At 42.9% G+C, this 14668-nt stretch carries 14 protein-coding genes; 12 read left to right on the forward strand and 2 right to left on the reverse strand.

Annotation, left to right across the window (positions count from 1 at the left end):
- Nucleotides 1-308: 308 nt before the first annotated feature.
- The 8 genes from NBH15_RS10960 to NBH15_RS10995 all read left to right on the forward strand — a co-directional run bounded on the left by NBH15_RS10960 (nt 309) and on the right by NBH15_RS10995 (nt 9091).
- A complete protein-coding gene (locus NBH15_RS10960) occupies nt 309-2324 on the forward strand; it encodes a hypothetical protein (protein WP_250822678.1) in 2016 nt (671 codons plus the stop codon).
- Between the two features lie 33 nt (nt 2325-2357).
- Nucleotides 2358-2633, forward strand: a complete 276-nt coding sequence (locus NBH15_RS10965) for a hypothetical protein (protein ID WP_233567453.1) — start codon at nt 2358-2360, stop codon at nt 2631-2633.
- A gap of 1075 nt (nt 2634-3708) precedes the next feature.
- A complete protein-coding gene (locus tag NBH15_RS10970; protein WP_199676374.1) occupies nt 3709-4389 on the forward strand; it encodes an RNA polymerase sigma factor in 681 nt (226 codons plus the stop codon).
- A gap of 64 nt (nt 4390-4453) precedes the next feature.
- Entirely contained in the window at nt 4454-4975 is a 522-nt protein-coding gene (locus NBH15_RS10975; protein ID WP_128135127.1) for a DinB family protein, read from the forward strand.
- Nucleotides 4976-5095: 120 nt separating this feature from the next.
- Entirely contained in the window at nt 5096-5452 is a 357-nt protein-coding gene (locus NBH15_RS10980; RefSeq protein WP_007653677.1) for a hypothetical protein, read from the forward strand.
- A gap of 142 nt (nt 5453-5594) precedes the next feature.
- A complete protein-coding gene (locus tag NBH15_RS10985; RefSeq protein ID WP_128135114.1) occupies nt 5595-6491 on the forward strand; it encodes a YitT family protein in 897 nt (298 codons plus the stop codon).
- Nucleotides 6492-6632: 141 nt separating this feature from the next.
- Complete coding sequence (locus tag NBH15_RS10990) at nt 6633-7832, forward strand: pyridoxal phosphate-dependent aminotransferase (RefSeq protein WP_186961022.1); 1200 nt, start codon at nt 6633-6635, stop codon at nt 7830-7832.
- Between the two features lie 14 nt (nt 7833-7846).
- Nucleotides 7847-9091: an ABC transporter permease gene (locus tag NBH15_RS10995; protein WP_128135115.1), complete on the forward strand. Its 1245-nt coding sequence runs from the start codon at nt 7847-7849 to the stop codon at nt 9089-9091.
- A gap of 8 nt (nt 9092-9099) precedes the next feature.
- Here NBH15_RS10995 and NBH15_RS11000 read toward each other — a convergent pair whose 3' ends face one another.
- Nucleotides 9100-10272 (reverse strand): glycosyltransferase, encoded by a 1173-nt coding sequence (locus NBH15_RS11000; protein ID WP_128135116.1) that lies wholly within the window; start codon nt 10270-10272, stop codon nt 9100-9102.
- 175 nt (nt 10273-10447) lie between these two features.
- Here NBH15_RS11000 and NBH15_RS11005 point away from each other — a divergent pair, with 175 nt between their 5' ends.
- Nucleotides 10448-11092, forward strand: a complete 645-nt coding sequence (locus tag NBH15_RS11005; RefSeq protein WP_250822679.1) for an MFS transporter — start codon at nt 10448-10450, stop codon at nt 11090-11092.
- A 6-nt stretch (nt 11093-11098) separates the two neighbouring features.
- Nucleotides 11099-11662, forward strand: a complete 564-nt coding sequence (locus NBH15_RS11010; protein WP_250822680.1) for an MFS transporter — start codon at nt 11099-11101, stop codon at nt 11660-11662.
- On the opposite strand, the gene NBH15_RS11015 is transcribed toward NBH15_RS11010, so the two are convergent.
- Nucleotides 11657-12484 (reverse strand): helix-turn-helix domain-containing protein, encoded by an 828-nt coding sequence (locus NBH15_RS11015; protein ID WP_128135117.1) that lies wholly within the window; start codon nt 12482-12484, stop codon nt 11657-11659. The two genes, NBH15_RS11010 and NBH15_RS11015, sit on opposite strands and share 6 nt — an antisense overlap.
- Before the next feature lie 67 nt (nt 12485-12551).
- Here NBH15_RS11015 and NBH15_RS11020 point away from each other — a divergent pair, with 67 nt between their 5' ends.
- Together NBH15_RS11020 and NBH15_RS11025 are read left to right on the forward strand one after the other, a co-directional pair.
- The gene (locus NBH15_RS11020) at nt 12552-13817 is read left to right on the forward strand and encodes a putative DNA modification/repair radical SAM protein (RefSeq protein WP_186961026.1); all 1266 of its coding nucleotides are present in this window, start codon (nt 12552-12554) and stop codon (nt 13815-13817) included.
- Nucleotides 13818-13819: 2 nt separating this feature from the next.
- Nucleotides 13820-14584: a TIGR03915 family putative DNA repair protein gene (locus NBH15_RS11025; protein WP_250822681.1), complete on the forward strand. Its 765-nt coding sequence runs from the start codon at nt 13820-13822 to the stop codon at nt 14582-14584.
- Nucleotides 14585-14668 lie beyond the last annotated feature (84 nt).

Consider the following 14668-nt stretch of genomic DNA (forward strand, 5'->3'; position numbering starts at 1 on the left):
TTATTGCTGGTAGGTTGCTCCTCAGCAGAGCCTACTTCCTCTTAACATCCTGATACAAAGATAAATTATAAAAGTTAATTAATAATGAATTATCCAACTTTGTTTGGATTTTAAATGGAAAGAATGATATGAAGAACTAATATCGAGCATATCGGAACAGAACCGGAAGATGATGATTATTTGACATTCGGGTTGTTTCGTTTGCAGGATTTGTAAAAGCGATACTGATTGCTTAAAGCAAAAATGTATCGATGGAAACTCGATAAGTAAAAACGGTTTGGGAAACCAACAAAATGGAGTGAATAAATATGGTAAAGCGTTTGTTGTTGCTGATAATGATTGTTTTTGGTCATTCGGTTGCGATTGCTCAAAACAATATAGACAGCTTGTTTGCCTCGGTGAGCAGACAGTTGTCGAGGCATCCTTCTGAGTGTGTGTATCTGCAAACAAGTAAAGGAATTTATGAAACAGGAGAAGATATGTGGTTCAAAGCCTACCAGTTGGACGCACAGTCTTTCGGACTTTCAGACCGGAGTAAGACGCTTTATCTTCAAATGGTAGATAGCAAGGATAGCGTGGTATGGCGTGAGAAATATCCTATCGGGAACGGAATAGCGGACGGCCATGTGTATGTGGATGAAAAATTACCGGAGGGGGATTATTCATTAGAAGGCTATACCCGGTATTCGTTCCGTAACGATACAACCGGGATACTATCGGCCCATAAAATAAGAGTAGTAAAGAACATCGCACAGAATAACCAACGAACAGACAAGGGAGAGGAAAGTAATTTGCGTTTCGACCTTTTTCCCGAAGGCGGTAATCTGATTTCAGGTTTATCTTCCCGGTTGGCTTTCAAGGCTACAGATGGCAAAGGCTATCCGGTAGATGTGGAAGGTACATTGTATGAGGATGACAACCCTGCAACAACGTTCAAGAGTTTTCATGACGGAATGGGATTTTTCTTTTTTACGCCTTCCGCCGGAAAGAAATACCATATTGAACTGAAAGACGGGAAGATTTATTCCTTGCCGGAAATTTACCCGCAAGGAATGACATTGAGATTATCCCGCCAGGATAAGGATGGGTTGGAGTTTGTGATATCGCAGACGGACGGATTACCTAAACAAGAAATCTATCTGCTGGGGCAAATGCGTGGAATGGTTTGTTGTGTAGCTAAAGGGAAATTGAAAGATAATCTGAAAATAAAGATTCCGTTCACGGAATTTGCTTATCAGGGAATAGTTGAATTTACTTTGTTTGACAAAACAATGCAACCTGTGGCAGAACGGCTGGTGTATGTTCACCCGGAAAAGAAACTGAATATCAGCATTGAACCGGAAAAGGATAATTATGCATTAATAGAAAAGGCTACGCTGAATATAAAGGTGACGGATGGTAATGGAAAACCGGTACAGGCAAATCTGGGTATCAGCGTGTTCGATAAGGCGTATCTAAATCCGGCTGCCCCGATGAATATCCTTACTCATTGTTACCTGTCCTCTCAGATACGGGGTAAAATCCATAATCCTGTATATTATTTTGATGAAGGAAACAAAGACCGGATACAGGCAATGGATATTCTTCTATTGACGCAAGGCTGGCGACGGTATGTTCGGAGCGTACATAATCCGGTTTGCCAAGGTGACATATTTTTGTCTGATGAAATATCCGGTATTCAGACGATAGGAAGCAAGAAAAAAAGTAAGGAGACGCAAAGTACGGAACAACTGATTCAGGTATCAGGTGCGGAAGATAATTCAGCATTTGTGTGGGCGGATTCGGTGGGATATTTTACAATCGGCACGGATGTGATGAAAGAGCTTCGAGGCGGTTATGTGTATGTAAAACCAATGTTGTCGAAGGAGTTCAAACCCAGACTGGAACTCATGGACTATTTTCCGCAGATAGACAGTATCAGGAAAAATAAGCCATCCTGTTATCCGATAATGGATTTGTCGCAAACGATAAAAGAGCAGGTTCTCGATATGCCGATAGTGAGCAATGACAGTACGATACTTCTTGATGAAGTGGTTGTAACCCGCAAAGCTCGCAAACCGTTCCGGGATAAATTGATGGGGCGGTTGGATAGTTTGGCTCATAAAGATTTAGGCGGTCCTTGGGTTTGTGAATGTGCTACGGCAGAAGATTATTTGAATGATTATGATGGTTATTCACATCATCCGGCAGGTAGCCCGGGCGATAATTACAAAGGAAAAAGGTTGGCTCCCGTAAATGGAAAGCAATATACGCTTATTAAATATGAACCCAAGGGACCAAATGGTATCTGGATTGTCACGGATATAAAATATAAAATTTATTAGGGGCCTGAGTTTACAGAGGAGGAGCTTCTTAAAATGAATAATCTCTACCGTACCAAAGGCTACTACGCCTCCCGTGAGTTTTACCAGCCGGACGAAGTGGATATGTCATTATCCACACCGGATGCCCGAAATACCTTGCTGTGGCAACCTTCCGTCATTACGGACGAAAAAGGCGAAGCGACTGTTTCGTTTTATTGCTCGGATATTAATACCGGATTTGTGGGAATAGCGGAGGGTGTCGATGGTATGGGACTGCTTGGTACAGGGAAATGTGAGTTCTGGGTAGTTAGGAATTTGACTATCCAATGAATTGTGGCAATAAATCGTTCACCATTCACCTCTATGTTTGTAATTGGTTCATATATTGATTGTTATTGCATTTTGATGGAGGTGAACGGTTGGTGAAAAAGGTGAACGGTTTATTTCAACCTTTCACCTGATTCGATTTGGCTGGTAGTATTTTAATTATCGCCCTACAGGATATTTGCTAACAAGTCATTTCTTTTTAATACAAAAGATACTGTCCGGTAATTGCTAATCAAGAGTCGTTAAGCTTTTCGACGTATATCATCAAGCTTAACGACCTACGTCGAAAAGGCTATGACTATAAGCTTTGACCTTAGTATATAATTCTTGGAAGATTAGTTTACAACCGGATACGCCTTTGAAAAGGTGAACGATTGAGAGAAAGCATTCACCTTTAAGCCGAATCGTTCATCTGATTTTATTTGCATAACTGGTTAATTGATAGTATGTTGCTTTTGCAAGGTGAACGGTGAAGGATAAAACAGCTTAATTGTCATATGATAATTAGAAAGTGTTTTGAATTTATTGTTTAGTTCGTTTCTTATCAGATGTGAATGTTGCGTCGTTGGTAGGGGCGGTTCGCGAACCGCCTTTACGGTGTCAATATAAGCCTGTAAGGCTTTAACAAACCAGCCCAGGGTTCCAACCCTGGGTTTATGAAAACCCGTTCCTGCCTTTCCGCCCTGTAAGGTCGGGACAAGCTAAATATCAACCCTTTTCGTCTTGTCGCACCCCTACAGGGTGCCTCAGAAAGAGAAGGATTCAAGGGAACCCAGGGTTAGAACCCTGGGCTAGTTTGTTACAGGCCTACAGCCTGAAGGCACCGTCACTAATTGGTTCATCCTATAATTAGCGGATAACTCAATTATTTCTAAATTGACACATTGGTATATTGCCACATTGGCTCATATTCTATAATGGAACCTAGGAATAAATTCATAACAATTTCTTAAAATCGGACTGATAATGTTTAGACGGATTAAAATGAATAACAAGGAATGTTTTACAGACGATTTTCTTTTTACTTTTGTGCCGAGGCCATAAAAAGCCTCTTTAGTAATAACGAATCATTTCATCAATGGAGATAAATCGTAAAGATTTAGTTGAGCACTATGGCACAATGGTCGCAACCATTGCCCACCGGATGATTCAGAACAGGGAGATTGCAAAGGAGGCGGCTCAGGAAGTCTGGTATGAGGTGTTTAAGAGCCTGCCTTCATTCAATGCAGATTCTGAATTATCGACCTGGATTTATACGATTGCGAAGCGGACTATTTCGCGGTATGCTCAAAATGAAAAGGTGGCGACATTGGTGAAGCTGGAACAATTCAGGGCTTTGCAGGAAATCGAATATTCCGGTTCTGATGAGGAACGGAAGGAGTGGGTCAAGGAAAGATGTGACTGGTGCTTGACGGCTTTGAATCATTGCCTGAATAATGATGCCCGGCTGATTTTTATTTTTAAGGAGAATATAGGGCTTTCTCATAAAGAGATCGGAGCGATTATGGAAATGTCGGTAGAGAATGTCCGTAAGATATACTCCCGTTCCATTGATAAGATCAGCCATTTCCTGACCGATACCTGTCCGCTTTATAACCCTGCGGGAACCTGTAAATGCAGGATTTGTAAACAGGTCTTTTTTATTGACCTGGATAAAGAATATACCACAGTCGCCAAAATGATACGGTTGGCCGACCTGTATCAGAAGTTTGAAAAAGATTTGCCCCGGAAGAATTATTGGGAAAAATTTCTGGACTGAGTTGTCACAATCTCTACACTGTTACTCACTAATTATAATGTATAACTTAAAAAGTAACATTATGATGATTAAAATTGAATTTTTGAGAGAGCAAATCATTGAAGCACGGAATTTTGTAAACCGTCTGATTTCAGAAATGCCCGAAGAGCTATGGTACACAATTCCGGAAGGTACGGATTCAAACTTTGCCTGGCAGATCGGGCATCTGCTGGTTTCACAGAATTTTCATGCCATTACAACGATAACCGGGGTAAATGAAGATGTTAAGCGGCAGATACCTATTGCCCGTTATAATAAAATATTTAATGGCATGGGAACTTTGCACCGTTCTGTTGAAAGGAATTTTATCCCACCTTCGGAATTAAAGGCACAATTGGGTTTTGTGCACGATATTTGCCTTACAAACCTACTGACTCTTAACGATGAAATCCTGAAAGAACCCCTTGAACCAATCCCGTTTAAGCATCCCGTTGCCAATATAAAGTACGAAGCCTTGTCTTGGTGTTTCAAGCATGAGATGTGGCATAGTGCCGAGATGGAGGCAATAAAAAGGGCTTTGGGATATCCGATCGTCTGGATGAAGTAATAAACCTGTTCGTGAACAATGTTATAAAACATCTTGTTATATACACAAAGGCAAAAAGAGAGATAGATTCGGAGGCAGCGGCCTCCATGTTTAGGTTTATTAATTTAATGTTTAGGTATTATGAGACGTTTAGGTATGGCTGTAGCAGCCATTTTATTATGTGCAACGGTAGGTTTTGCACGCGAGAACCGGAACAATGTGAGTAAAGAACCGTTTGCTATTAACTTTGAGAAACTGAGTTATTATTTACAATTAACCCCGTCTCAGACGGGTGAAGTAGCAAATATAAATGAATTTTTCCTGGATAAACAACGTGAAAGTCTGCGTGCCAGCGAAAGCCAGCAACAAAAAAAGATGCATCAGGCTGTTTATGGAAATCTGAAGTTGATGAAAAAGGTTCTGACGCCCGATCAGTATCGCAAATATGTAACATTGTTGAATGTGACAAATAATAATAATCGTGCACTGAACCTTTAATATAAAAGGTGAGGGGGGATTTGTTCCCCGGATCGCGATTGTTGAAAACAGGTGGAAGAGATTACGCAATTTGTTTGTGTAGTCTCTTCTTTTTTTATCTATCTTTGTGGCACTGAAAACAAATAATGATTGAATCTAAATTATGAAACAACTTGGTTTTCCTTCTAATGCTACATTGAAGAGTAATGCAGTCGATTATTCTCTGATTGTGGTTGGGGCTTTTTTGCAGGCATTGAGTTATGTACTTTTCCTGGCTCCCTATAAAATTGTGCCGGGGGGCGTTTATGGTATTTCCATCGTTTTGCATTATGTGACGAAAGGTGTTTTCTCCATTTTTCCGGACGGTTTGCCGATGGGTGCTACTGCCTTATGCTTTAACGTTCCATTGTTGTTGCTGGCAATGAAAAAAATCGGTCTTTCTTCGGGACCGAAAACGATCGTGACGTTTGTGCTTATTTCCGTCTTTACGGATACGTTGTCTTATTTTTGCGGAACGGAACCGCTGGTGGAAAATGATACGTTTATCGCCTGTTTCTATGGAGGGGCGATATTGGGTATCGGGGTGACTTGTGTGTTTAAGGCGCAAAGTACCAGTGCGGGAACAGATGTGCTGGCCCGTGTTATTGCCAATAATTCCAATTTGAAAGTAAGTAATATGATTATAATACTGGATTCTGCGATCGTGATGTTAGGCTTGATCGTATTCCAGGACTGGGCGGTTCCATTGTATTCCTGGTTCGCTATTTTTGTGTATGGTAAGGTTGTTGAAATGTTCCAGACGGAAAATCCGAATCGTGCTGTCTTTATCGTATCGAAGAAGACACAGGAGATAAAAGACCTGATTGTCGGAAAGATGGGGATGCGGGGTACTTTCCTGCACGGACGGGGCATGTATGAAGGAAAGGAAAAAGAGATCATCTTTACCATTGCCGAACGTAAGGATATGCCGCGTCTGAAAGATGAAATTAAGGAGATCGATCCGAATGCTTTTATTTCTACTATGCATGCGAGCAAGGATTCGCCTCGTCCGGGAATCTGATAAATTGATAATTAATAATTTAAAATTGAAAATTAAATGGAGGGATTAACTGCAAACCGATATTAATTTTCGATTTTCAACTTTCAATTTTCAATTATTTCCTATCTTTGCCGAACTTTAAACTAACATATAGAAAAAGTAATGCCTAATATCTCACAGCGGGGTGTCAATATGCCGGCTTCCCCCATTAGAAAACTCGTTCCGCTAGCCAATAAGGCTAAAGCAAAGGGTACCAAAGTGTACCATCTGAATATCGGTCAACCGGATTTACCTACTCCCGAGGTCGCGATGGAGGCTATGCGCCGTATTGACCGTAAAGTATTGGAATATTCTCCGAGTGAGGGAATTCGTAGTTTCCGTGAGAAATTGGTTAAATACTATGCGAAATTCAATATCAATGTCGATGTTGAAGATATAATCATCACTACCGGAGGCTCGGAAGCAGTATTCTTTTCGTTTATGGCTTGTCTGGATCCGGGGGATGAAATTATTGTTCCCGAACCTGCGTATGCAAACTATATGGCGTTTGCCATTTCCTGTGGAGCTGTGATCAAAACAGTTCCGTCTACTATCGATGAAGGTTTTGCTCTTCCTTCGGTGGAACGGTTTGAGGAACTGATTACTCCGCGTACCAAAGCGATCCTGATCTGTAACCCGAATAATCCGACCGGTTATCTGTACACACAGAAGGAAATGGATCAGATTCGTGATATCGTAAAGAAATATGATCTGTTCCTGTTCTCGGATGAGGTATATCGTGAATTCTGTTATACGGGTGCTCCTTATATCTCGGCATTCCATTTGAAAGGTATCGAGAATAATGTGGTACTGGTGGATTCGGTTTCCAAACGTTACAGCGAATGCGGTATCCGTATCGGTGCGCTGATTACGAAGAACCAAATGGTGAAGGAAAATGTTATGAAATGGTGTCAGGCACGTCTGAGTCCTCCTTTGGTCGGACAGATCATTGCTGAGGCTTCACTGGATACGCCTGAAGATTATATGTTGGATGTCTACAACGAATATGTGGAACGCCGTAAATTCCTGATCGACGGGCTGAACCGTATTCCGGGTTGTTATTCTCCGATCCCTATGGGGGCCTTCTATACGGTGGCCAAATTGCCGGTCGATGATGCCGATAAGTTTTGTGCCTGGTGTCTGGACGAGTTCGAATATGAAGGACAGACGGTTATGATGGCTCCGGCTTCCGGTTTCTATACAACACCCGGTTTGGGGAAAAATGAAGTGCGTATTGCCTATGTCCTGAAAAAGGAAGATTTGGCAAAAGCACTGGTGGTCCTGGCAAAGGCGTTGGAGGCTTATCCGGGAAGAGTTATTTAATCAACTGAATCGAATTGAACTTAGAACTATTTATAGCACGAAGAATTCATTTCAGTAAGGAGGGGAATCGTCAGGTTACTCCTCCTGCTGTTCGTATTGCCATAGTCGGTGTAGCGCTAGGGTTGGCGGTGATGATTCTTTCGGTCGCTATTGTGATTGGTTTTAAGAAAGAGGTTCGTAATAAGGTGATTGGTTTTGGTTCTCACATTCAGATCACCAATTTTGATAATAACAGTTCGTATGAAACGACGCCGATTGCGGTGAGCGATTCTTTGCTTCAGGCACTCCAGGAGTTTCCTGGTATCAAGCATATAGAAGGATATGCCACTAAAATGGGCATTTTGAAAACGGATAGTGATTTTCAGGGTGTCGTATTGAAAGGGATCGATACGGATTATGACTGGAGTTTTTTCCGGAACAACCTGAAAGAAGGTGAGTTGCTGACGATAGACCCCAAAAAGACTTCGACTGATGTAATCATTTCCAGATATTTATCCGACTTGCTGGGATTGAAGCTGGGCGACAGTATTCTGACTTATTTTGTCCAGGAAGATGTCCGTGCCCGTAAATTCAATATCGTCGGGATTTACGAGACCGGCTTTATGGATTATGACAAGCTATTTGTTTTGGCTGACATTAAGCAGATCCGCCGGTTGAACGGTTGGGAGAAGGATGAGGTCAGTGGGCTGGAATTGCTTGTAGATGATTACGATAAGCTGGACCAGATTGCAGAAGACCTGTATTTCAATCTGGTGGAGAAACAGGACCGTCATGGGAATACCTATTTTACCCGTTCGATAAAGGAGATGAATCCTATGATATTTAACTGGCTCGATGTGCTGGATGTGAATGTGGTAGTTATTCTTATCCTGATCTTTGCGGTTGCAGGGTTTACCATGATTTCCGGTTTGCTTATTATTATTCTGGAGCGGACGAATATGATCGGTATCCTGAAAGCGTTGGGTGAGAACAATGTCAGTATCCGCAAGATATTTCTTTATATCTCTTTCTTCCTGATCGGGAAGGGGATGCTTTGGGGGAATGTGGTTGGTATCGCTATTTGTTTGATCCAGTCTCATTTTCGTATAATAAAACTGGATCCTTCCATCTATTATCTGGATGCGGTGCCTATTGATTTAAGTATAATCTCCTTGATTCTCTTGAATATCGGGACCTTATGTGCATCGATGCTAATGATGCTCGGTCCGTCTTACCTTATCACGAAGATCGATCCTGCCAAGAGCATACGATTTGAGTAATTTTCAATTCATTTATTTCCCAGTCGGAATGTATAATCGTTTTTTCCTCTGAATATCCTGTAAATTCTTACGTATAGATTGAACAGGGGCAGCAACAGTTCCAGGAGGAACAGCCAGCCGGTTACAGGTTTCTGTTGCAGGAGTTTAGCTGATTTGTGCAGGATTGTCGCTTTGGTTGAAAAACGTATGATGTATAATAATCCTGCCAGTATGGATATCAGCCAGTTGCCTAAAATGCCCATGACGATACTGGCGATTACCGCGATAAATAAAAGGAAATAACTCAGGCTTTCCATTCTGAAAAAGGTCAGGTTCCAGCCTTTATAATAACGTTGGGTGGCGGCACGTGATACTTTCATCTCTTTCCACATGCTGAAACGGTCTATCTTTGCCATTTCCGTGATGCTTTCCGGAGAATATTCCACCCAGGTATTCTGAGCGTTTGCAGATTCGTTGATAAATAAATCGTCATCGCCGGCATGCAGGCTGAGCGATTTGTAATACCCTTTATGGGCAAAGAATAAATCTTTCCGGTATGAGAGGTTACGGCCGTTGCCGGTATAGGGATTTCCGGTGAGGGCGGACGAGATATATTGCAATCCGGTTATCAGGTTATCATAAGCGACCAGCTTATGGAAAAATCCTTTATGATGCCCATATGCACAAAAGCCTAAAATGATGTTTGTCCTGGAAGCATAGTTGCGTGCCATGGCTGATATCCAGTTTTTACCCATAGGTTCGCAATTGGCTTCCGTAAAAAGGAGGATGTCGTGTTTGGCGGCTTTGATACCGACAGTGAGTGCCAGTTTTTTACGGCTCAGATATTTTACGTCTTCCGGGATATAGGTGTGATAAAGATGGTCGTATTCGTTCTTGAATGTTTTTAAAACTTCGTCACTCTCATCGGTGGAACCGTCGTTGACAACAACTATTTCGTATTCCGGATAGTCCTGGTTCAACAAAGCCGGGAGGTGTTTCTTTAGGTTCTCCGATTCGTTCTTGGCATAGACAATCACGGAAACGGCAGGCTTTGCCTGTCCCTGTTGCATTTGTCTTCTTTTAGCCTGTCTCAACGGGCGGGCATAGGTGACAAGATAATATAAGAGCTGGATGACGAATAGACCGGCAGTCGTGCCTGCCAGTATCATTTCTATATGATTGAAAATAAGTAAGTCGTTCATTCTTGAAGATGTAAATTAAAAAACGTACAAATGTACATGTTTCCTTCCTAATTACCACATTCAAAAAGAAATATCCTGAAGTTCCTGTTTATACCAGTAAATGTGCAATTAATGTAAAAGGTGGGCGGAAAGAAGGAAGTACTTTTGCTGCGGTAATTTTAATAGGAATAATGTGATGAATAGAAAAATGGGAATCGTGGTTCTGGTCCTTTCTTTATTAGCGGCTTTGGAACCTTTGAGCATAGATCTTTATCTCCCTGCTTTTACAGATATTGCTGAAAGCCTGCAAGTTTCTTTGAGTGAAGTACAAATATCCTTATCCATCTTCCTGGCAGGTTTTGCTATCGGACAACTGTTCTGGGGGACGCTTTCCGATTATTACGGACGCAAGAATCCGATCCTGGCAGCTACGGCTTTGTATACGATCAGTTCGTTTGCTTCCATCTATGTGACTTCGATCGAACAGTTGTGGGTAATCCGCTTTCTGCAAGCCTTTGGCGGTTGTGCCGGGGTGGTGGTAGGACGTGCTGCTGTGAATGATTTGTTTGTAAATGAACAGCGGACGAAGGTATTCTCCCTGTTGGTGATCATCTCCGGAATTGCGCCGGTTATTGCGCCGACTATCGGGAATTTGTTATTGAAACAGTGGCATTGGCACGGGGTGTTTAATACAATGGCCCTGTTAGGAGCCTTTACTATTCTGCTGACCTGGTTGTTTCTTCCGAAAAGTAAACCGGTGGTATTATCCGGAGAGATGAAAGCGAAGAAGCCTTCGGTGAAAGAGATGGTAAAAGGATATGTCAGGGTGATGAAAGTATGACCGTTCATGGTTTACACTATTATTGGCTGTATGGCTTATGGAGGTTTGATGGTCTATGTGTCTAATGCACCTTTTTTGATTATGGAGAAGGGGGGCATGTCGGGTGATACGTTTGCAATCATTTTTGCGATCAATTCGTTGGGATTGATGTTCGGGACTTATATTATTAATTTTATGCTGAAATATATGACGTTGAAGAAACTTGTACGATATACGTTGGCTGTGCAGCTGTTGATCGGGACATTACTGATTATTACCGCTTTTGCTTCGACCTCTGTTATTCCTTTGTTGGTACTGGTATTTCTGAATCTGATCCCGATCGGATTATTGTTACCGGCTACGACATCGCTCGGTTTGGCTTATTTTAAAGAAGACAGCGGATCTGCTTCGGCATTGATGGGATTTTTGCAATTGTTCTTTACCGGTGTCCTTTCGGCAGTAGTCAGTTTCTTACAAAATGATTCGGTTGTACCGATGATGTGCGGATTATTTGTTTGCGGGTTGGCTTCTTTTGTGCTGCTGTTTGTCGATACGCGTCGTCGCCTGGCGGTGATCAAGGTCCGTTCATGACAGGTCTTTCTTCAGCAGCGACCGGAATTGCTCGGGCGTGTATCCGCTTTGTTCCTTGAAAAAGCGGGTGAAATAAGACGCTTCGCTGAATCCGAGATCGAACGCTATTTCTTTGAAACTCGAAACGCCATGGCTTATCATGCGTTTGGCTTCCAATAACAGCCGTTGGTCGATCAGTTGTTTAACTGTGTGACCGACGGCTTTTTTTGTCAGTTCGTTCATCCGTTTGTTGCTGAGGTTTACTTCGCGGGCATAAAAATCGGTTGTGCGTTCACTGATAAAATGGGTGTCGATCAGGGAAAGCACTCTGTTGACGCGGATGTCCTGGTTGCCTGGGGTGTCGGTATGCAGCAGTAATAAGTGGGTGATAAAGGCATGCATATAAGAATTTAGCAGGCTTTTGCGGTGTAATCCTTCGTGTTCGGCATAGATCAGGTTGGCTATCCGGCGGACGGCAGGAGCTTCGCTGCCGGGAAGGGTGAGAATGTCCGGGAATGAATAATCTGCATAACTCTCGATATGCAGGCAGAGCCGTTCGAAATAATCACGGTTGATGGCAAACAGAAAACCTTTTTGTTCTTTCAGTTTCATGGTGTGTACCTGTCCCGGGCGGATCAGGAAAATCTGGTTGGATTGTAGCGGATGCTCGGTGAAGTCGATGCTGTGACTTTCTTCCGGCCCGGTTTCCATGAAAAATAAAAGTTCGTAAAAGTTGTGACAGTGTGATCCCCGGAAATTCAATGGTGTGCAGTTTTCGATGCGTTCGGCGACGAAGAAATCACTTTCATCCAGGTTATGTACGGGAATATTATCTAAGAACATTTCACTCTATTTTATCGCAAAGATAGTTTTTAATTCCTTATTTTTGTGTTGTATATCCCCGTGAAATATGAATGAAAATGTACTCGAAAAACTGAAAGTATTAGCAGAATCAGCTAAATATGATGTATCCTGCGCGTCAAGCGGCACGTCCCGTTCCGGAAAGAAAGGAATGATAGGCAGTGCGGCTGGCTGGGGTATTTGCCATAGTTTTGCGGAGGACGGGCGGTGTATTTCCTTGTTGAAGATTATGCTGACCAACAATTGCATGTATGATTGTGCCTACTGCATTAACCGCCGGAGCAATGATTTGCCGCGGGCAACGCTTTCGGTGACGGAGCTGGTCAATCTGACGATCGAGTTTTACCGGCGTAATTATATAGAAGGGCTTTTCCTCAGTTCGGGCGTGGTACGCAGTCCGGATTATACGATGGAACGGTTGGTGCGCGTGATAAAAGATTTGCGACTGGTTCATCGTTTCAACGGGTATATCCATATGAAAAGTATTCCCGGTGCCAGCCAGGAATTGGTGAACGAAGCCGGTTTGTATGCCGACCGTCTAAGTGTGAATATCGAGATTCCCAACGAAAAAAGTTTGCAGGTGCTTGCACCGGAAAAAGACTTTAAGAGTGTCTTTGCCCCGATGCGTTATATCCAGCAGGGGGTATTGCAGAGTGCGGAGGAACGGAAGCGTTTCCGTCACGCCCCGCGGTTTGCTCCCGCCGGACAAAGTACGCAGATGATTGTCGGGGCGACTGCCGATACGGACAAGGATATTCTCCGCCTGTCGTCGGCCCTGTATCAGCGTCCGACGATGAAACGTGTTTATTATTCCGGTTTCATTCCTGTGAACGATTATGATAACCGGCTGCCGGCATTGAAACAGCCGCCTCTGGTGCGGGAGAACCGTTTGTATCAGGCCGATTGGTTGTTGCGCTTTTATGAATTTAAAGTGGATGAGATCGTGAACGATGCTTATCCGGAACTTGATCTGGAGGTCGATCCGAAATTATCGTGGGCGTTGCGAAATCCGCATATGTTTCCGGTCGATATCAACAAAGCGGATTATGAGTTGCTTCTACGCGTTCCCGGCATCGGGGTGAAATCAGCGAAGATGATCATCGTTTCCCGTCGTTACTCCCGCCTCGGCTCGGAGCAATTGAAGAAAATCGGTGTCGTCATGAAGAAGGCTCAGTATTTTATTACTTGTTACGAACTGGCGATGCGGACGGTTAACGAGCTGACGCCGGAAAATGTGCGCCATATACTGATTCAAAAGAAGGGTAAACGGTTTGACGACCGACAACTGACAATTCAATTTCAAGACGTACTGTAAACATGATTGCTTTTATATATGACAAAACTTTCGAGGGATTACTGACAGCCGTCTTCGACGCTTACGTCCGGAAGTCGTTTCCTGATGTGTTGCTGGCCGAAGGGGAACCGTTGCCTTTGTTCTGTGAGGAGACGGTGACAATTTGTTCCGACAAGCAAAAAGCCGACCGTGTCTGGAAAGGCCTTGAAAAGAAAATATCCAAACTGTCCCTTTCCGGACTGACAGTCTCCTGGCTGTCGGAGTTGCCGGAGATTGACATGCTTTTATTCCGCTATATCCGTAAGGCGATCGACCATTCCAAGTCTATAGAAATGAATTTTGGCGACTCCGATGTGTTGCAGATTTCTAAAATATGGAAGAAGGTGAGTAATGAACGCCTTCATATCATGCAGTTCCTCCGTTTTCAGAAAGCGGTGGATGGCACCTATTTCTCGGCTGTCGAACCTATATATAATGTATTGCCGCTCGTCCTTCCTTATCTGAACGATCGTTTCGGTGACCAGAAATGGCTGATTTACGACATGCGCCGTGAATACGGATATTATTATGATCTGAAGGAAACAATCGAAGTCCGCTTTGAACAGAAGGAGGCACATCTGTTTTCCGGTTTTCTGAGTGAGAGCCTGATGGATAAGGATGAAATGCTTTTTCAGCAAATGTGGAAAGAGTATTTTAAGACGATTGCGATAAAGGAACGTCTGAACCCGAAACTGCACCGGCAACATTTACCGGTTCGTTTCTGGAAATATATGACGGAAAAGCAGTAGAAGACAAGAACGTTACATCCGGGAGAAAATAAAATTCCTTTCGAAAGAAATTCAAATTTCATCCGAAAGGAATATCTTTTTCCT

Origin of the sequence: Parabacteroides caeci, assembly GCF_023656795.1 — a bacterium.
Lineage (GTDB): Bacteria > Bacteroidota > Bacteroidia > Bacteroidales > Tannerellaceae > Parabacteroides > Parabacteroides segnis.

Bases quoted from the DNA above. Each gene is read 5' to 3' on its own strand.
- NBH15_RS11010 (WP_250822680.1), top strand. From the start codon at position 11,099: ATGGTTTACACTATTATTGGCTGTATGGCTTATGGAGGTTTGATGGTC.
- NBH15_RS11000 (WP_128135116.1), bottom strand. From the start codon at position 10,272: ATGAACGACTTACTTATTTTCAATCATATAGAAATGATACTGGCAGGC.
- NBH15_RS10975 (WP_128135127.1), top strand. From the start codon at position 4,454: ATGATTAAAATTGAATTTTTGAGAGAGCAAATCATTGAAGCACGGAAT.
- NBH15_RS10980 (WP_007653677.1), top strand. From the start codon at position 5,096: ATGAGACGTTTAGGTATGGCTGTAGCAGCCATTTTATTATGTGCAACG.
- NBH15_RS10970 (WP_199676374.1), top strand. From the start codon at position 3,709: ATGGAGATAAATCGTAAAGATTTAGTTGAGCACTATGGCACAATGGTC.
- NBH15_RS11025 (WP_250822681.1), top strand. From the start codon at position 13,820: ATGATTGCTTTTATATATGACAAAACTTTCGAGGGATTACTGACAGCC.
- NBH15_RS10985 (WP_128135114.1), top strand. From the start codon at position 5,595: ATGAAACAACTTGGTTTTCCTTCTAATGCTACATTGAAGAGTAATGCA.
- NBH15_RS11015 (WP_128135117.1), bottom strand. From the start codon at position 12,484: ATGTTCTTAGATAATATTCCCGTACATAACCTGGATGAAAGTGATTTC.
- NBH15_RS11020 (WP_186961026.1), top strand. From the start codon at position 12,552: ATGAATGAAAATGTACTCGAAAAACTGAAAGTATTAGCAGAATCAGCT.
- NBH15_RS10965 (WP_233567453.1), top strand. From the start codon at position 2,358: ATGAATAATCTCTACCGTACCAAAGGCTACTACGCCTCCCGTGAGTTT.
- NBH15_RS11005 (WP_250822679.1), top strand. From the start codon at position 10,448: ATGAATAGAAAAATGGGAATCGTGGTTCTGGTCCTTTCTTTATTAGCG.
- NBH15_RS10990 (WP_186961022.1), top strand. From the start codon at position 6,633: ATGCCTAATATCTCACAGCGGGGTGTCAATATGCCGGCTTCCCCCATT.
- NBH15_RS10960 (WP_250822678.1), top strand. From the start codon at position 309: ATGGTAAAGCGTTTGTTGTTGCTGATAATGATTGTTTTTGGTCATTCG.